At 72.4% G+C, this 17,085-nt stretch carries 14 protein-coding genes; 4 read left to right on the top strand and 10 right to left on the bottom strand.

The features are described from left to right. The first annotated feature begins 17 nt into the window (after positions 1–17). On the top strand, positions 18–503 hold the full coding sequence (locus SOM35_RS03255; RefSeq protein ID WP_181439376.1) for a MarR family winged helix-turn-helix transcriptional regulator: 486 nt from the start codon (positions 18–20) through the stop codon (positions 501–503). Between the two features lie 64 nt (positions 504–567). Then, complete coding sequence (locus SOM35_RS03250) at positions 568–1,731, top strand: PP2C family protein-serine/threonine phosphatase (RefSeq protein ID WP_320514362.1); 1,164 nt, start codon at positions 568–570, stop codon at positions 1,729–1,731. Positions 1,732–1,936: 205 nt separating this feature from the next. Here the strand turns inward: SOM35_RS03250 and SOM35_RS03245 are convergent, their stop codons facing one another. From SOM35_RS03245 to SOM35_RS03225, 5 genes are all read right to left on the bottom strand, one after another. After that, positions 1,937–7,450 carry a discoidin domain-containing protein gene (locus SOM35_RS03245; protein WP_320514361.1) on the bottom strand — a complete coding sequence of 1,838 codons (5,514 nt, stop codon included), beginning with the start codon at positions 7,448–7,450 and terminating at the stop codon, positions 1,937–1,939. 122 nt (positions 7,451–7,572) lie between these two features. Beyond that, positions 7,573–8,448, bottom strand: coding sequence for a serine hydrolase domain-containing protein (locus SOM35_RS03240; protein WP_221849057.1), 876 nt, complete (start codon positions 8,446–8,448; stop codon positions 7,573–7,575). A 25-nt stretch (positions 8,449–8,473) separates the two neighbouring features. Beyond that, positions 8,474–9,184 (bottom strand): anti-sigma factor family protein, encoded by a 711-nt coding sequence (locus SOM35_RS03235; protein WP_320514360.1) that lies wholly within the window; start codon positions 9,182–9,184, stop codon positions 8,474–8,476. Continuing rightward, positions 9,181–9,690 carry a sigma-70 family RNA polymerase sigma factor gene (locus tag SOM35_RS03230; RefSeq protein ID WP_253466101.1) on the bottom strand — a complete coding sequence of 170 codons (510 nt, stop codon included), beginning with the start codon at positions 9,688–9,690 and terminating at the stop codon, positions 9,181–9,183. Before SOM35_RS03230 ends, SOM35_RS03235 begins: the two co-directional genes overlap by 4 nt. A gap of 2 nt (positions 9,691–9,692) precedes the next feature. Then, positions 9,693–10,376, bottom strand: a complete 684-nt coding sequence (locus SOM35_RS03225; protein ID WP_301221838.1) for a YceI family protein — start codon at positions 10,374–10,376, stop codon at positions 9,693–9,695. Between the two features lie 157 nt (positions 10,377–10,533). On the opposite strand from SOM35_RS03225, the gene SOM35_RS03220 reads away from it, so the two are divergent. Continuing rightward, entirely contained in the window at positions 10,534–11,409 is an 876-nt protein-coding gene (locus tag SOM35_RS03220) for a DUF808 domain-containing protein (RefSeq protein WP_320514359.1), read from the top strand. Between the two features lie 19 nt (positions 11,410–11,428). Here SOM35_RS03220 and SOM35_RS03215 read toward each other — a convergent pair whose 3' ends face one another. The 3 genes from SOM35_RS03215 to SOM35_RS03205 form a co-directional block, all read right to left on the bottom strand. Further along, positions 11,429–11,923, bottom strand: coding sequence for a hypothetical protein (locus tag SOM35_RS03215; RefSeq protein WP_320514358.1), 495 nt, complete (start codon positions 11,921–11,923; stop codon positions 11,429–11,431). Beyond that, complete coding sequence (locus SOM35_RS03210; protein WP_320514357.1) at positions 11,913–12,563, bottom strand: hypothetical protein; 651 nt, start codon at positions 12,561–12,563, stop codon at positions 11,913–11,915. Before SOM35_RS03210 ends, SOM35_RS03215 begins: the two co-directional genes overlap by 11 nt. A gap of 444 nt (positions 12,564–13,007) precedes the next feature. Continuing rightward, complete coding sequence (locus SOM35_RS03205) at positions 13,008–13,946, bottom strand: helix-turn-helix transcriptional regulator (RefSeq protein WP_320514356.1); 939 nt, start codon at positions 13,944–13,946, stop codon at positions 13,008–13,010. Between the two features lie 207 nt (positions 13,947–14,153). Here SOM35_RS03205 and SOM35_RS03200 point away from each other — a divergent pair, with 207 nt between their 5' ends. Further along, positions 14,154–16,031, top strand: a complete 1,878-nt coding sequence (locus SOM35_RS03200; RefSeq protein WP_320514355.1) for an adenylyl cyclase — start codon at positions 14,154–14,156, stop codon at positions 16,029–16,031. 98 nt (positions 16,032–16,129) lie between these two features. Here the strand turns inward: SOM35_RS03200 and aroQ are convergent, their stop codons facing one another. Both aroQ and SOM35_RS03190 read right to left on the bottom strand, forming a co-directional pair. Beyond that, a complete protein-coding gene (gene aroQ / locus SOM35_RS03195; RefSeq protein ID WP_320514354.1) occupies positions 16,130–16,813 on the bottom strand; it encodes a gamma subclass chorismate mutase AroQ in 684 nt (227 codons plus the stop codon). Next, complete coding sequence (locus SOM35_RS03190) at positions 16,810–17,085, bottom strand: hypothetical protein (protein ID WP_221849065.1); 276 nt, start codon at positions 17,083–17,085, stop codon at positions 16,810–16,812. The genes aroQ and SOM35_RS03190 overlap by 4 nt, the downstream gene beginning before the upstream one ends.

Here is a 17,085-nt window from a genome sequence, read left to right as displayed (position 1 = left end):
ACGGATACGCTGGCCGGATGGTGGAGCACGGCGCTGACGGCCACGACTGGGCCACGTGGGACGCGTTCCACGACGTCTGGCGCGGGCTGGACCGGGCGCTGGACGTGGCCGTGCAGCGGGACGCCGGCATCTCCATCCCCGAGTTCGAGATCCTGATCGGCCTGCACCGCGATCCCGACCACCGGCTGCGCGTCCGCGACATGGCCGCCGGGATCGGCTGGGAGAAGTCCCGCGTCAGCCACCAGGTCACCCGCATGGTCTCCCGGGGGCTGGTCGCGCGTGCCGACTGCCCCTCCGACGGCCGCGGCAGCTGGATCGTGATGACCCCGGACGGTCGGCGCGCGGTCCTCGCCGGCATCCGGGCACACACGGCGGCGCTGGAACAGCTGTTCTGGAGGCCCGTGGCCGGTGACGCGGACACCCTGCGGGCCGTCTCGCACCGGGTCCTCGACGCCCTCGGTCCGGTGGACACGGGCGCGGACGTCGTCCAGGGGGACGCCTGACCTGACAGCCGCGCCGCCCGTCGTGGGAGGATGCCGGGGACCGATCTGTGGGGGGGGAGAGCGCATGGACACCGACGGTTCACGCTCGGCGCGGGCGGCCCTCGTCGCCGCGCTCGACATCGTCGGACTCGCGCCGTCCGAGCGCTTCGACCGGATCGTCCGCATCGCCCGCGAGGTCTTCGACGTCCCGTTCGCGTACGTCAACCTGCTCGACGACACCCTGCTGCACACGCTGACGCCGAACCTGGCCGGCGAGCCGACGTCCGGGCCGCTCGAGTGGTCGTTCTGCCAGCTCACCGTCCAGCGCCCCGGGCCGACGGTCGTGCCGGACACGCTCGCTGACCCGCGCACCGCCGACCTGCCCGGTGTCACCAGCCGCGGCATCCGCTCCTACGCCGGTGTCCCCCTGACCATGCCGGGCGAGCTGACGATCGGCAGCCTGTGCCTGATGGACGTCCAGCCGCGGGAGTTCACTCCGCAGGACGAGGCCGCACTGATCGACCTGGGGCGGTGGACGGAGCAGGCCCTGGCGAAGGGGCTGCAGCACGACCGGCTGCTCGAGGTCGTCGAGGCCCTCACCCCGCCACCCGTCCACGTCCCCGGCTACACGCTGGCCGGACTGAGCGTGCCGTACGGCGACCTCAGCGGTGACGTCCACGACTGGACGGTCGCCGACGACGCCGTGACCTTCACACTCGCCGACATCATGGGCAAGGAGCAGCCCGCCGCGCTGCTCGCGGCCGGACTGCGGGCCGCGCTCCGACAGCACGAGGACCTGCCCCCGGTGGCGGCGGTCGGGGCCGTCGAGCCGCGGATGAGCGAGGACCTCGGTCGGGCCTCCGCGTTCGCGACGCTCTTCCACTCGCGCCTGACGCCGAGCACCGGGCGGCTCGACTTCGTGGACGCCGGGCACGGGCTCGTCGTGCACCTGCACGCGGACGGCACGTCGGAGATCCGGCGGTCGCGGGACCTGCCGCTCGGCCTGCACCCGCAGGGGGTCCCCTTCCGCCTCGGGTCCCTGGTGCTCGAACCGGGCGACGCGCTGCTCGTGGCCAGCGACGGCGCACTCGACCTGGGCGACGGGACGATCGACACCCTGACGGACATCGGGCGGACCTACCGTCGGGCGCCGAGCACGGCCGCGTTCCTCGAGACGGTCCGTCTGCGGGCAGCCGAGCAGGCGGAGGACGACGTCACCGTGACCGTTCTGGCACGCGACGCGCCCTGACCGTCCTGGCTCGCGACGCACACTGACCGGCCAGCGTGCAGGTGCTGGTACCCGAGACCAGGCACCAGCACGAGCGCTCGTGCTCCTGACCCGAACAGGTACAACGAACTGGCGTCAGCATGCCCCGCTCAGCTGGGAGGCGCGATGTCCGTTCACGATCAGCCCCCGAACTGTCCGCGGAACGCGTTGGTCGTCCCCGCCCGGGTCAGCGCACCTCGAACGCGAAGAGCGAGTAGCCGTACTCCGTCGCCCGGTGCACGCCCTGGAACCGCACGTGCCGCCAGGTGCCGGACAGGTCGACCGTGTCGGTCCCGCCGTCGCCGTCGCTGACGGTCGCGATCGTGGTCCAGGCGTCGTCGGCGCTGTTCCGCGCCTCGATCCGGTAGGCGGAGCCGTACGCGTCCTCCCACTGCAGGCTCGCGCGGTGCAGGGGCTCCGCCGAGCCGAGGTCGACGTCCAGCCACTGGTCGTCGGTGTGGCCGCTCGCCCAGCGGGAGCCCGGGTCCCCGTCCGTGGCGTTCCGCGCGGTGACACCGACCGCTTCGTCCGCCGACGAGGTCGTCGGGGCGTTCCGCGCCAGGTCGGGGGTCGGGGCGCCCTCGGTCGAGTCCACGCGGAACTCGTGGAGCGAGTACCCGAACTCCGTGTGTCGTTGCACGCCGAGCATCCGCACGTACCGCGCCCGGACCCCGTCGAGCTGGTGGACCGCGGTCCCGCCGGCCCCGTGGTCCTCGGTGGCGACGGTGCGCCAGACCTCGTCGGTCGTGGAGCGCACCTGGACCTGGTAGCGGTCGGCGTACGCGGCCTCCCAGTCGAGTTCCACCCGGTCGACGGGGACCACGGCGCCCAGGTCGACCGCGATCCACTGGTCGTCGGAGGCGCGGCTGGCCCACCGGGTGGTCCGGCTGCCGTCGACCGCCTGGTCACCGGACAGGTCACCGCGCTCGTCGGAGGACGTCGTCACCGGCTTGCCGACCGCGATGTCCCGCGAGGCGTGCCCGCCGTCGCCGGGCTCCGTTCCGGGGTCGGCACCCGGGTCGGAGTCGGCGGCGTCATGGTCCGCCACGGTCGTGACCGTCGCCTGACCGGACGCGCCGCCGAGCGTGGCGTGCACGGTGGCGGTGACACCGTCGGCCGGAGCGGCCGTGACCGTGCCGTCGCCCGCGACCGAACCGCCGCCGTCGATCGTCCACGTCGGCGCACCGTCGGTGCCGGCTGCCGCCGTCACCGGTCCGCCGTTGCCGTCCGCGTCGAACGCGTAGGCCGTCAACGTGGTGCTGCCGCCGGCCGGGAGGCGCGTGGCACGCGGTCCGACCAGCACCGTCGACGGGGTGATCGCCGAGACCGACGGGGTGCCGTGGACCTCGAACGACCAGATCGAGTAGCCGTACTGCGTGAGCCGGTCGATGCCGTGCATCCGCACGAACCGGGCGGTGCTGCCGACGGCGACGTGGTCGGCTGCCGCCGACGTCTTCGTCACGTCCCGCACGGTGCGCCAGGGGCCGTCAGCGGAGTCGGCGACCTGCAGGTCGTACTCCGCCGCGGCGGCGCCCTCCCACGTGACGTCGACGTCGGTGACGTCGGTCGCGCGGCCGAGGTCGACGGTGTAGTCGACGGCGTCCTGCCCGTGCGCGCTCTCCCACCGGGTCGTCGGGTCGCCGTCGAGCGCCTTGTCCGGCGTGTTCCCCCCGTCGCTCGAGGTCGCGACGGCGGTGGCGTGGCGCGCCTGGTCCGGGACGGTGGCGACCGCCGAGACCACGGCGCTGCCCTCCACCCCGCCGCTCGTGGCGGTGACGTGGCCGGCCCCGCTGCCGGCCGCACGGACGCTGCCGGCGTCGGTCGTGCCTCCCGGCAGGGTCGTGGCCCAGGTGACCGGACCGGACAGGTCGATCGGGTCGCCGTACTGGTCGTGGCCGGCGGCCGCGAACTCGGCCGGCGTGCCGACCACCAGCTGCTCGAACCCGGGCGTCACCGCGATCGACGTGAGCTCGGGAGCCGGCGCGACCCGGAACCGGTACGTGTCACGGACCGACCCGACCGAGGCGGTGACCGTGGCACTGGCGGCGCGTTCCGTGGCCTCGTACGTGCCGTCGGCGGCGATCCTGCCGGTGCTGGCGTCCCAGGACAGTCCGTCGAGCGGCATGGTCGCGCCGTACTGGTCGTACCCGGTGGCCGTGAACCGCGTGGTGGAACCGGGGACGAGCGTCGTCGGGCTGTCCGCCGTGTCGACGACGATCTCGGCCAGGTGGGCGTCGAGGTGGGACGTGATCTGGGTGTGCGCGGGGACGGCGATCTGGCCGATGACCCGCTGGCCGTCGTACACGTCGTACGAGTGCTGGACGTCGTCGGTGTTGTCGAGCACGTACGAGTAGGTGCCGTCCGCCGCGCGGAACACCTGGCTGAGCGGGTCGGAGGTGTGCCGGTCGGTGACTTCGGTGCCCACCGTGCGGTTCGACACGGCCTGGTGGTAGACCAGTCCGGCCATCGACTGGCCGGTGACCGCCGGGTCCTCCGCCGCCCAGAGCGCCTGGTGGATGTCGAGGTACGCGTCCGGGTCGTACTGCGCGAGGAAGCCGAGCACGACGTTGCCGAGTGCGTCCCCCATGTCGCTGAACACGGCGGCCGCGTGGGCGGTGTCGATGCCGGGCCGGTAGTGGGTCAGGTCGACCGAGTACAGCCGGTCGATCGTCGTCTCGTCCGCCGTGTAGCCCGTGGACAGGAACGACAGGAGCGGCGACTTCGTCGGCCAGTCCTTCGGCTGCCGGTCCGCGGTCGGCCCGTCGAGCTCCGCGGGCACGAGGGACGCGGGCAGGGTCGTCGGTGTCCAGTACTCCGCCGGGAAGACGACCTCGCCGTCCGCGTCGGTGCTGACGACGAGCGTGCCGGTCGCCTGGTCGTACAGCGGGTTGGCGGCCGTCTTCGCCGTGACGTAGCCGGGGTGGTTCCGCTCGGCGGCGCGGATCGCGTCCTCGAGCTCGCCGATGGCGGCGTTCCGGTCCTGCGCGATCACGTCGTTGCCGTAGGTCCCGACGCCCCACCACTTCTTGGTGAGCATCTGGATGTGCGCGGCGTTGCCCCCCACGACGCCGTCCTGCCCGACGACCGCCGGGCGCGCCTGCATCATCTGCCGCATGATCGCCTTCGAGAAGTCCGGGTCCCAGCCGAAGTAGTCGAACCAGGGAGCGGTCGGCATCCACTGGATGCCGTAGATCCACGCCGGGTCGCCGGAGAAGTACGTGGCCTCGGCCTGGCCGGAGTCGAACAGGATGCCCGCCTGGCCGTGCCGGTACGCGTCCGGGAAGGCACCGTTGCCGTCGTACGCCTTCGACGCCGGGTTGCCGTGGGCGTTCTGGTAGTAGTCGCGGACCGCGGCACGTTCGGTGACGTACTCCATCGCGCCGGTGGCCTGCATCTCCTCGTTGCCGAGGACGGTGCCGAGCAGGAACAGCCCCGCTTCGGACTGGATCGCCTCGGAGGACGACTCCTGGTTGTTGCCGCCCGGTGACGAGACACCGCCGGCGTTCGAGTGCCCCTCCCACACGCCGAACGTACGCAGGTGCGGGAACCGGTCGTCGTCGCGGTCCCAGTTGGCGTACTGCTTCGTCACCAGGGTGGCCATGCCCTCGTACCGCTTCGCCCAACCGGGATCGACCGCCCCGAGCAGCGCCGTGGCGACGGCGAAGTACCCGTAGTGGAAGTGGTTGTCGTTGAACTGCGCCGACCCGTACGAGTCGCCGAAGCCGATCAGGGCCTTCCACGTCGGGTACATGGCGAAGAAGTGCTCGCTCTCCCCCGTCGAGTAGGTGTACCAGTCGGTGAGCGCTTTCGTGAGCGTGGCCTGCAGCTCCTGCTCGTCGGCGGTGTCGCCGATCTGCTGCGCCACCGTCATGTACTCGGCGAGCTGCTGGACGTCCTTGCCGCCCCAGTAGGTGTCGCCGCCGTACGTGGTCTTCTCGGCGTAGTCGGCCAGGTACGTGCGGAGCACGTCCCGTTCGTCCTGACCCTGCGGCGGCGCACCGGTCGGGGTGAGGCCGGTGAAGGCGTAGTCGAGGGTCCAGCCGTCGTGCCCGATCGTGGTCTCCATCGTGCCGCGCGGGGTGGCGTAGGTGGCTCCGGTGAAGTGCAGGTCGTTCGTCGACTCCGCGTACTGGTGCTGCAGCCAGCCCTGCACGGTGTCGTGGTCCGAGCCCTGCAGCGTGTCCGTCTGCACGGACCACCGCTGCTCGACCTGCCCCGCCGCGGGGTCGTACGAGTAGTCCATCGTGGTGTTCCGTGGCACGGCGAACGCGGTCCGCTGCAGGTCGTCGAGGCTCAGCCCGCTCGTCGGCACAGCACTGAGCACGAGGTACCGGGTCCCGGCGGAGGGGTCGATGGCGGTGCCGCTCCGCGTGAAGGTGGTCTCGTCCGGTGCGTGCACGCCGTACACGTGGTCGCCCTGCCGGATCTCGAACCGGTCGCCCGTGAACGGGAAGCTGATCGGGTCCCCGTCACCGTCGGTGATCGTCGCGCCCGACTGCACCGTCAGCCGTGGGGTCATGCCGTGGTACTCGAACCACTCGTACGGGTTGCCCTGCACGCTCGTGACGTCCATGTACTGGCCGCCCGATCCGGCCTGCGGCATCCGCCAGCTGACGTTCCAGTCGCCCCAGCGGAGCGCGTCCGCCTCGGTCGCGGAGAACGCCGTCGAGAACCGCTGCGCGACCCCGTCCGGCTCGTCCGTCAGGAGCACCTGGTCGACCATCACGTGCGCCCAGCCGGCGGGCAACGAGTCGACGACCCGGAGCTGCGCCTGCTGCCCCGCCCACTTGCTGACGTCCCAGTCGACCCAGCGGAACTGCTCGCTGTCCGCGCCGGTGGCGGAGGCGACGACCTGCCCGCCGACGACGAGCTGCACGGCCTCCTGGTCGGCGTGCTGGCCCCCGGCGATCGTGAAGGCCAGGTGCGCGTGGTCGATCGCGAACGACCCGGAGGTCAGGGTCCCCGTGGCGCTGTCGCCGGCGGTGGTGCCGCTGGCGGCACCCCAGGAGGTCAGGTAGCCGTTGCCGAGCCACCCCGACACCTCGCTCTGCCCCGCCGGGGTCCCGGTCGCCCGGCTGAATGCCGTGCCGGTGCTCGTCCACCCGTCGGGCATGCCCTGCTCGAAGTCCGCGAGGAGCTCGTCCGAGGGGTCCGCCTCCGGAGTCACCGTGCCGCTCACCGTCACCGGCGACTCGAGCTGCATGGCGGTGCCGTCGCTGTTCCACCGCGTCGGGGACGTCAGCTTCGTGCCGTCCTTGCTGTTCGAGGAGACGAACGGGTACGCCCACATGTCGCCGGAGTACTTGCTCACGAGCAGGTCGGTCCACCACTGGTTGGTCGGCGCCGGCTTCCCTGCCTGCGACGGGTCGACGTACAGGTGCTGGTCCACGGTCTTCTGCACGTCGGCGCTGTCGCTGATCGTCGCGGGCGGGGTGGGTGCGAACGACCCGGAGCCGACCCGGGTGCCGTCGGCGGGCGGAGCCGGGACCGCGGCCGGGCTCGGCAGCGCGGTGCTGGCCAGCCGCGCCGCCGGGGTCGACTGCGCGGTGTCCGACGCTCCGGCCGCCCGATCAGCGGCATGCGCAGCGGTCGCGGGTCCGGTGAGCGCGATGACCGCCGCGATCACCAGGACCCCGGACGTCGCGATGGAGCGGGGCGAGGAGCTGCTTCTGCGCGGTCGTTCCGCGTGGCGTCGTGGCACGGAACGACCGTACTGACGGGGTCGCCGGCCGTCAGTCGGCGGAAGTGCGGACCTGAGCCGGATTCACGACCCCAGTTCGGGGGAAGGTCGGCGGGGGCGTCGGCGGGCGCGTCGGCGGGGGCTCAGGCGTCCGCGGCGAGCGCCGCCGCCACGAACACCGCCACCGCGTCCGCCCCGGCGTGGTCGTCCGCCGTGACGGTCACCACGGCGCTCCTGGCCTCGTCGAACAGCAGCATCTGCCCGTACGCGCCGTGCAACCGCCACAGCTGCGCGGGACCGTCCCACCCGGCGAGCGCGTACCGCTCGTACCCGGGGTTCCGCCCCGCGACGACCCAGTCGGTGTGCAGCGCGTCGACCCATCGGGACGCCACGAGCTGTCGACCGTCGACCTGGCCGCGGTCGCGGACGAACCGGCCGAGGCGCGCGAGTTCGGCGGTGTCCAGCCACAGCCCGCCGCCGGCCGCGACGAAGCCGAGCGGGCAGCGCTCCCACTCGGCGTCCGCGATGCCGAGCGGGGTGAGCAGCCGGTCCTGCACGAAGCGGCCGACGTCACCGACCCGGGTCTCGAGCACGCGCATCGCCGTGTAGGTGCTGGCGTTCGCGTACTGGAACACCCGACCGCGGGAGGGCCGCCCGATGAACTCGACGGCCAGGTCCGGCCAGTCGGTCAGGAGCGTCGGCGTCCACGGCAGGTCGACGCCGCTCGTCATGCTGAGCAGGTGCCGCAGGGTGACGGCGTCCACGCCGTCACCGGACCGCCAGCCGGGCAGGAGGGCCGACACCGGTTCGTCGAGGTCGACCAGCCCGTCGTCCGCCGCGATGCCGGCCGCCAGGACGCAGACGCCCTTCGCGACCGACTGCACGTCGCGGCGGACGTCGGGCACCCAGTGGTGCTCCGCGACGTCGTCACCGAGGCGCACGTGCAGGCCGTGGGCGACGAAGCCGGTGCGGGCGACCTCGTCGACGACGGCATCGCGGACGGTCTGCGCACGTGTCACCGGACCATCCTGCCGTGCCAGCGCGTCAGAGGTCGGTCCGCGCCAGCGTCCCCGTCTCGCCACGCAGCCGGACCTCGACGCTCGCGATGTCGGCGCGGGGCACGTCGGTCGTGGCGGACAGCCCGTGGGCCTCCCGCCCGGACGCCGTCCACGACGCGATCCGTTCGTCCGTCCCGTCGGTGCGGACGACCACCAGGTCGTACATCACCGAACCGTCCGCCGACCAGTCACGCCCGCCGTACGAGCAGCCCCAGTCGAACCGGGTGCCCCAGGCCTCGTTGCGCACCGCCAGGTCGACGTCGAACCCGGACTTGCCGGTCAGCGCGTAGCGGTCCGCGGTGGATCCGGTCGACACGGTCGGCGCGGCCGCCTCGGTGCCCGGTGCGTCGGCACGCAGGCCGACCCCGAGCCCCGCGACCACGGCGACGACGACGGCGAAGCCGGCGCTGACGGACACGATCGCGCGGCGCCGACGCCGACGACGCCGGACGCGGTGCGCGACCGAGGCGAGGGTGCTCTCGTGGCCGGTGACGGGCCTCCCGTCCGGTTCCGCGATCTCCACCGCGGCGTCGGCCGGGAGGCGCCCCAGCAACCCCGGCAGACCGGCCAGCTCGGCGACGGCCGAGCGACACGCATCGCAGTGCTCCAGGTGGCGCTCGTACTCCAGGCGTTCGGCCGGCGGCAGTGAGCCGAGGACGTAGGCCGCGTCCCACTCGGCGTAGCGGTCGTCGCTCATCGGGTGACGCCTCTCTCCTGCAGGGCCAGCCGCAGTGCTCGGAGCCCGTAGTGCAGCCGTGACTTCACGGTGCCCTCCGGGAGGTCGTGTCGCCGGGCGATCTCGGGCACGGTGTGCCCGAGCCAGTACGCGTCGACGACCACCCGGCGGTGTTCCGACGACAGCGACGCCAGGGCGTCGGCGACGACGATGCGGTCGAGGACCGCGTCGGTCCGGTCCGCCTCGACCCGGTCGACCGGGTGCTCGGTGCCGTGCTCCCGGCGGTTCCGGGCGGACCGGGCGTCGTCGACGACCAGGTTGCGCGCCACCGTGAACAGCCAGGCGCGGGCGGCGTCCGGTTCCCGTTCCAGCACGGTGGGCCGCTGCCACGCGCGGACCATCGTCTCCTGGACGATGTCGTCGACGTGGGCGGCGTCGCGGGTGAGGTGCCGCACGTACCGGAGCAGTGCGTCGCCGTGCTCGCGGTACAGCGCGCCGAGCAGCTCGTCCGGTCCCGATGCGGCCATCGTCACTTCGCGAGGTCGAGTGAGAACTCGACCGAGCCCTTCGGGTCCACCGTGACGAAACCGAGCGACGGTGCCGTGACGCCGTAGTCCTGGAACGTGACCGGGACCTTGCCGGCGACCTGGACGTCGCCGTCCTTGCCGACCGCGACCTGCGCGTCGGCGCTCACGGACTTCGTGACGCCGTGCATGGTGAGGTCGCCGCTGAGGGTGACGCTCTGGGTCGAGCCGCCCAGGGCGGTCGAGACGTCCACCGGCTTCGTGACGCGGAACGTCGCGGTCGGGAACTGGTCGGTCTGCAGGGCCTTGTCACGGAAGTAGGCGTCGCGCGCGGCCTCCGGCGTGCTGATCTTGCCGACCTGCACGGTGACGGTGGCGTCGGAGAGCTTGCCGTCGGCGACGGTCGCCGTGCCCTCCACCTGCTTCGTCCGTCCGACCACGGTGACATCCTGCCCCTGCAGGACCTCGTGCACCCGGTACCCGGCGTAGGAACCGGTGCCGGACTTCCACGTGCCGTCGGCCGACGCGGCGTCGAGCTTGCCCGCGGCGCTCGGGGAGAGCGACGGTGCGGCGGCGGCGGAACCGTTGACGGCGTCCGCGTAGAGGCGCGGGCCGACGACGACGCCGACCCCCGCGATGACGACGACGCCCGCCGCGATGCCGATGATGACCTTGGTACGAGTTCGCATTCCCATACCCATACCCAGGACACGAGACCGCCGTCGGGATCGTTCACGGATCGGTCGGCTCAGCGGGAACGCCCACCTTGGGCCCACTAGCCTGAGCGGTCGGACAGCCTGCCCGGACGCTGTCCGGACACCGCGCGGACGCTCGAGGAGACCACCCATGTCAGTCGGACTGCTCGCCGTCGTGGACGACATCCTCAGCGCAGCCCTCAAGGCCAGCGCGAAGACCGCGGGCGTCGTCATCGACGACGCCGCCGTCACCCCGCAGTACGTGCAGGGCCTGGCTCCGGCACGCGAACTGCCCGTCGTGGGCCGGATCGCCCTCGGCAGCCTGTTCAACAAGTTCGTCATCATCATCCCGCTGGCGCTGCTGCTGTCGGCGTTCGCCCCCTGGGTGCTGCCGTGGCTGCTCGTCATCGGCGGCACCTACCTGTGCTTCGAGGGGGCCGAGAAGGTCACCGAGTGGTTCGGCGTGCACCACGAGGCCGCCGCGGACGGTGCGGCGAGCGAACCGAAGCTGGTGTTCGGCGCGATCCGCACCGACCTGATCCTCAGCACCGAGATCATGCTCATCGGGCTCGCCAGCCTGGACACCGACCTGGGCTTCTGGCAGACCCTCGGGGCGCTCGCGGTGATCGGCCTCGGCATGACCCTGCTGGTCTACGGCGCCGTCGCGCTGCTGGTGAAGATCGACGACATCGGCCTGCAGATGATGAAGAACCCGGTCCGCCGCACCCGTCGTGCCGGCGCCCGGATCGTCCGCGCGATGCCGGCCGTGTTCCGCGTGATCAGCATCGTCGGCACGGTCGCGATGCTCTGGGTCGGTGGACACCTGGTGATCGCGAACCTCGCCGAGACGTTCTGGGCGGGGCCGTACGAGCTGCTGCACCACGTCGAACACGCGGTCGAGGGCGCTGGACCGGTCGTGACGTGGGTCGTGGACACCGCGGTCTCGGCCATCGCGGGGCTCGTGCTGGGCATGGTCGTCGTCGGGATCGTCCTGGGGATCGGACGGCTGCGGGGCCGCTCGCACTGAGCCGGACCGCGGCAGCGGGTCAGTCCGCAGCGCCGCCGGAGCCGCGGACGGTCAGCTGCCAGGCGCTGTCGGCCGTGCTGTCACCGGCACCGAAGGAGACCCGGTCGACGTGGTGGCGCCAGGTCGCCGGCACCCGCAGGCGGTGCGGACCATCGCCGCACTGCAGTGGTTCGAGTCCGAGGGACCGGGAGGTCGACCGGGCGTCGAGGAGCAGCATCCCGGACATCGTGCCGTCCCCGAAGCAGGAGAACTCCACCGCGTCGACCTCCGCCGGCGCCGCGAAGGTCATCGCGACCGACCCACGCTCGCGCTCCTCGGTCTTCCCGGCGCCGACCTGGGCACTGAGCACCGCGAGCAGGTCGTCGTCGTGCTCCACCGCGGCGTCACTCGAGGCGCTCCATCGATCGACGGCGGCCGGGTCGACCGGCTCCGGGGTGCAGCCGGCGAGGGCCAGCACACCCACCGCGGCGAGCAGCGCCACCATCGGTCGTCCGATCGTCCGCTCAGAAGACATGCGCGACCACGTCGTCGAGGAGCCGGTTCGTCGGGACGCTCGCCTGCGAGATCCGGACGGCGACGTCACCGCGGGTGAAGTACGTGTCGCCGTCGATCACCGGGTACTGCGGGTCCTGGGACGTCTTCTGGCACCTGCGCCCCTGGAGGACGTCGGTGCACTCGTACCCGCTCAGCGCGTCCAGCACACCGCGTGCGGTCGATGCGTCGACCTGGTCGACCTGGATGGACAGGTACGAGATGTCTGCCCGCGGGTCCCGCCAGACGCAGTACAGGCGCTTCCCGTTCGGCTGGAGCACGTCGGTGAAGCCGCTCTTCGGGATGGCGACCGGGTCGCCGACCACGGCCGGGTCGTTGAGCGGTGCGGATGCGAAGGAGTCGTCCCACCTGCCGGCGGTGAGCAGCCCCTGGCACGTCGCGGGGACCGTGCCGCTCGCGTCGGCGGCGGTCGTCGGGGTCGCGGCCGAGGTCGGAGTCGGGCCCAGAGTCGGGGTCGCGGCGGGGCCCGCCGTGACGTCCGGCGTCACGGTCGAGGCCGGAGTGGCGGCAGCGTCGGTCGCCGACGGGGTCCGGTCGGGCCCGGCCCCCTGGTCCTGGGTGCAGCCGGCGAGGGCGAGTGCGACGGCGAGGACTGCCGTCACGGTGCACACGGTGGTCCGGCGCATGTCTGGCTCCCCTCGTCAGCGGTGGTCGAGGGCGTCCAGCGCGGTACCCCCGTGGGGAACCTACCGAGCGACGCTCGTGTCCGTGCGGGAGTACGGGTACGAGCGGCGGAACGTTGCCGGATCGAGACGGATGCCGAGCGACGGGGCCTCCGCCCGCGGCCACGGCGGGGATGGGACACGGGAGGGGTGGGACGAGGTGGCGGATCAGGAGCCACCCCGCCCCGCGGACGCCTCGCCCGAGGGCCAGGACGTGACGCCGACGGTAGCACCTGGACACATCGGGCACGCGGTGCGCGCGATCGGTTCCTCTGGTGGACGAACACCCTGCGACGCCGTCGCCCTGCTGGCACGATGGGCATGCCCCAGAGGTCGGATCAGGGTCCTGGGACGAGAGGGCGGGGGCCTCACCGACCCCCGCCCTCAGCGCATCAGCGTCCGACGCGGCGGCTCGCCGTACGTCTGCCGGTACAGCGCCGTGAAGCGTCCGGCGTTGCTGAAGCCCCAGTCGGCAGCGATGCCCGCGACGGTGTCCCCCCGCGTCGGGTCCCCGGCGACCAGGTCCGCCCGGGCACCGTCGACGCGCGCCAGCCGGACGTACTCCATCGGCGTCTGTCCACGCTCCCGCCGGAAGGCCAGCGAGAGCCCCCGGGGCGACAGCCGTGCCGCGGCGGCGATGTCCGGCACGGTGATCGGCTCCCGCCGGTGCTCGTCCACCCAGGCGGTCGCGCGGCGGACGGCAGCACTCACGGACGCCTCCCGCCGGGGTTCGGTGACCAGACCGAACGCGGAGATCGCACTCACGACGACGAACCGTGACGCCTCGGCGCGGAGCAGCTCGTTGCCGTAGACGTCCGGCGTCTCGAGCACCTGGCGGCGGTACTCCTGCACGGTCCGGCGCCAGAGCCAGTGCCGACCGGCGTCCACCGGTCGCAGGGTGCCCTCCGCCAGGCAGACGCCGTCGTCGTCCCAGACCTCCCGGGCGACCCGGCGGAGCAGCTGCGCCGAGAAGGAGCAGGTCGAGGCGATGGCGTGGTCGACGACGAACTCGAGTTCCTGGTCGGGCGGCATCACGAACGCATCGCCCTCGCCGATGACCTCGTCGCAGCCCCAGGGGTTGAACGCGAAGGCACCCGATCGGACCTCGACGAACATGAGCTCGTCGGTGGCGTCGATGGCGACGTGCACCTCGGCGCCCCACTCGAACTCGGCGAGGGTGACCGGGTCACCGACGATGACGCGCTGCCGGTGCGAGACGACGTCCGAGGTCGCGACGACGCGGTACCCGAACCCCGCACTGATCGCTTCGGTGAGTTCGTCGGCATTCGTCGTCTCCACATCGAGGAACGAAGGACTGCTCATGGTGAGGGGTCTACCACAGGCCCGGGGCGGATGACGGGGCCGGATCATCCGCACAACGAAGGCGCCCGGATCCGTCCCCTGTGCAGTGCCTCGACGGCGTTACGCTCTCGCCACCCCAACCAGCGCGGCCGTCGTCGTCCGCCCCGGTGACAGCGACGTCGCCCCGGGCCCGACGGTGTCCGCACATCTGCAAGGAAGCAGGTCACGGTGAACCCCCTCTCCCCAGCGCCCCTCGGACGGGCCCGAACCCGCCGACGCGTCATCGGCGCGACGGTGGCGGTGGGCGCAGCAGCGCTCGGCGTCCTCGCCACGACCCAGACCGCCGTCGCCGCACCCCCGGCCGCTGCACCGACGACCGACCTCGGCCCGAACGTCCTCGTCTTCTCCCCGGACATGCCCCAGGCGGACATCCAGGCGAAGGTCGACGCCGTCTACGAGAAGCAGGTCGACAACGAGATGGGCACCGCACGGTACGCACTCTTCTTCAAGCCGGGCACCTACGGCTCGGCGGCGAACCCGCTCGACATCCGGGTCGGGTACTCCACCGAGGTCGACGGCCTCGGGCAGGACCCGAGCGGCGTGACGATCAACGGCGGTGTGACCGCGACCGGCCGCAACGGCAGCGGCTCGCTCGACACCTTCTGGCGGTCGGTGTCGAACCTGACCATCCACGTGGTGCCGACCGCCGACGCCTGCCACACCGGCAACGAGATGTGGGCCGTCTCGCAGGCCGCGCCGATGCGACGCGTGGACGTCAAGGACTACACGTCCTTCATGCCCTACTGCGAGGACCCCAACTACGCCAGCGGCGGCTTCGTCGCGGACTCGGAGCTCGAGGGCGGGGCGCTGAACGGCTCGCAGCAGCAGTTCTACGTCCGGAACACCGACCTGGGTGCCGGATGGTCGAACGGCGTCTGGAACCAGGTGTTCTCCGGCGACCTGAACGCCCCCGCGCAGTCCTTCCCGGTGCCGCCGTACACGACACTGACGGCGACCCCGGTCTCCCGCGAGAAGCCGTACCTGTACGTCGACGACAGCGGGGCGTACCGCGTGTTCGTCCCGAGCGCCGCGACGAACTCGGTCGGCACCAGCTGGGCGAACGGGCACACCCCCGGTCGGTCGCTGCCCCTCAGCGACTTCTTCGTCGCGCACCCCTCGGACTCGGTCGCGACGATCAACGCCGCCCTCGCGAAGGGCAAGCACCTGCTCGTCACGCCCGGCGTCTACGACGTCGCGAAGAGCATCTCCGTCAAGCGTGCCGACACCGTGGTGCTCGGCCTGGGGATGGCGACCCTGACCGCACAGGCCGGTGCCGTCCCGATGGTCGTCGGTGACGTCCGGGGCGTCGACATCGCCGGGCTGACCTTCGACGCCGGCCCCGTCAACTCCCCGACGCTGCTGCGCATCGGCAGTGGTCACCACAAGGTCGACCGCGACCCGGCCACCGCCGGCAGCGCCGCCGACCCGACCGCCCTGCAGGACGTGTTCTTCCGCATCGGCGGCCCGCACGTCGGCAAGGCCACGACGAGCCTCGAGGTCAACAGCAGCCACACGATCCTCGACGACATCTGGGCCTGGCGTGCCGACCACGGTGTCGCCGGTTCCGTCGGCTGGACGGTGAACACCGCCGACACCGGCGTGGTCGTGAACGGGGACGACGTCACCGCCACCGGCCTGTTCGTCGAGCACTACCAGAAGTACAACGTGGTCTGGAACGGCGAGCGCGGGCGGACCGTGTTCTTCCAGAACGAGCTGCCGTACGACGCTCCGGACCAGGCCTCCTGGCGCCACCAGAAGGTGAACGGCTGGGCCGCGTACAAGGTGTCCGACAAGGTGAAGACGCACGAAGCGTGGGGTCTCGGCAGCTACATCTTCACGAACGTCAACCCGTCGCTGCACGCGACGCAGTCGTTCGAGGTGCCGGACCGACCGGGCGTGGTGCTGCACGACATGACCACCGTCGCGCTCAACACCAACGCCGGCACGATCGACCACGTCGTCAACGGGCAGGGCTCCGCCGCCACCGGCGCGGTGTCCGGGCAGCCGCAGACCGTGACGCGGTACTCGGACAAGGCGGTGCAGTAGCGAACGCACGCCGACCCACACGACGCGAGCCGAGCCTCCCGTCCGTCATCACGACGGACGGGAGGCTCGGCTCGTCACCGCCCCGCGGCAGCCGTCGGTCAGGCGGTGCAGAACCCGGCGAGCGCGTCGCGGATGCCCTTGCGGTGCAGCGGGTCGAGGTCCGCCGACAGGCGCTTCCGCTCGGCGACCACGAGGTGCGCGCACTGCGGGCTGGCGGCGGTCGCCTGAGCGGCGCCGATCGCCGCGACCAGGTCGGTGTCGATCGCGTCGAGCTGCGGGCGGATCGTCGCCAGGTCCGGCGCGGTCGTCGGAGCGGTGGCGGGGTGGTGCGTCCACGACGTGATGAGGCCGCGCTGGACGACCTTGCTCGCCGCGATCTGCGACCGGACCACCCGGGTGACGAGGTCCGGGTCGACGCCCTGCTGTCGGGCGAGGGACACGGCCTCGTCGACGACCGCCTGCTCGCGCACCGGGTCGGCGATCGGCTTGCCGCTCAGCCACTTCGACTGCGCCACCGGGTCGGCGAGCAGCAGACGGCGGAGCACCAGGGAGCCGACCGCGTCGAGGTGTGTGGAGTCCGTCTGGTCCGCGGCGGCGACCTGCTGCTCGAACGTGGTCGTCGACGCACTCGTCATCGTGGCGGCGCTGGCGGGCGTCGCGGCGAGCACCGCGAGGACGCCGGTCGACGCCACCAGGGCGACGGCCAGCACGACGACCACGGCACGTTGGGTGCGGCTGCGACGGTTGGTGCCCAGCGGGCTCGGGGGCGTGATGGTGTTCATGGGGTCTGGCCTCTCCTGGGGCGGCGGCGGACGCGCCGGACGATGGTGTCGATGAGCGGACGGATGATCTCTTCGTGGAAGGGGTAGGCGTCGACGTGGTCACCGTCGTGGCTGCACCAGCAGTCGACGCGCACCATCTCCTGGAAGTCGGCGAAGACGTAGAGCACCTGGTGTGGGACCGCGGACGACTGCGACGGGCCGGTCGGCGGGCCGACGGGCGGGACCGCGGGCGGTCGGTCCTCGGGCGGGACCGGGGCGGGTGGGATCCGCAT

Origin of the sequence: Curtobacterium sp. CFBP9011, from assembly GCF_034045095.1 — a bacterium.
In the GTDB taxonomy this organism is placed as follows: domain Bacteria; phylum Actinomycetota; class Actinomycetes; order Actinomycetales; family Microbacteriaceae; genus Curtobacterium.
This window is presented reverse-complemented; position numbering and strand designations above follow the sequence as displayed.

What these genes read in the sequence shown, in the direction of transcription:
- SOM35_RS03255 (WP_181439376.1), top strand. Translation starts at nt 18, where the DNA reads ATGGTGGAGCACGGCGCTGACGGCCACGACTGGGCCACGTGGGACGCG.
- SOM35_RS03250 (WP_320514362.1), top strand. Translation starts at nt 568, where the DNA reads ATGGACACCGACGGTTCACGCTCGGCGCGGGCGGCCCTCGTCGCCGCG.
- SOM35_RS03235 (WP_320514360.1), bottom strand. Translation starts at nt 9,184, where the DNA reads ATGAGCGACGACCGCTACGCCGAGTGGGACGCGGCCTACGTCCTCGGC.
- SOM35_RS03230 (WP_253466101.1), bottom strand. Translation starts at nt 9,690, where the DNA reads ATGGCCGCATCGGGACCGGACGAGCTGCTCGGCGCGCTGTACCGCGAG.
- SOM35_RS03225 (WP_301221838.1), bottom strand. Translation starts at nt 10,376, where the DNA reads ATGCGAACTCGTACCAAGGTCATCATCGGCATCGCGGCGGGCGTCGTC.
- SOM35_RS03220 (WP_320514359.1), top strand. Translation starts at nt 10,534, where the DNA reads ATGTCAGTCGGACTGCTCGCCGTCGTGGACGACATCCTCAGCGCAGCC.
- SOM35_RS03215 (WP_320514358.1), bottom strand. Translation starts at nt 11,923, where the DNA reads ATGTCTTCTGAGCGGACGATCGGACGACCGATGGTGGCGCTGCTCGCC.
- SOM35_RS03205 (WP_320514356.1), bottom strand. Translation starts at nt 13,946, where the DNA reads ATGAGCAGTCCTTCGTTCCTCGATGTGGAGACGACGAATGCCGACGAA.
- aroQ (WP_320514354.1), bottom strand. Translation starts at nt 16,813, where the DNA reads ATGAACACCATCACGCCCCCGAGCCCGCTGGGCACCAACCGTCGCAGC.
- SOM35_RS03190 (WP_221849065.1), bottom strand. Translation starts at nt 17,085, where the DNA reads ATGCGGATCCCACCCGCCCCGGTCCCGCCCGAGGACCGACCGCCCGCG.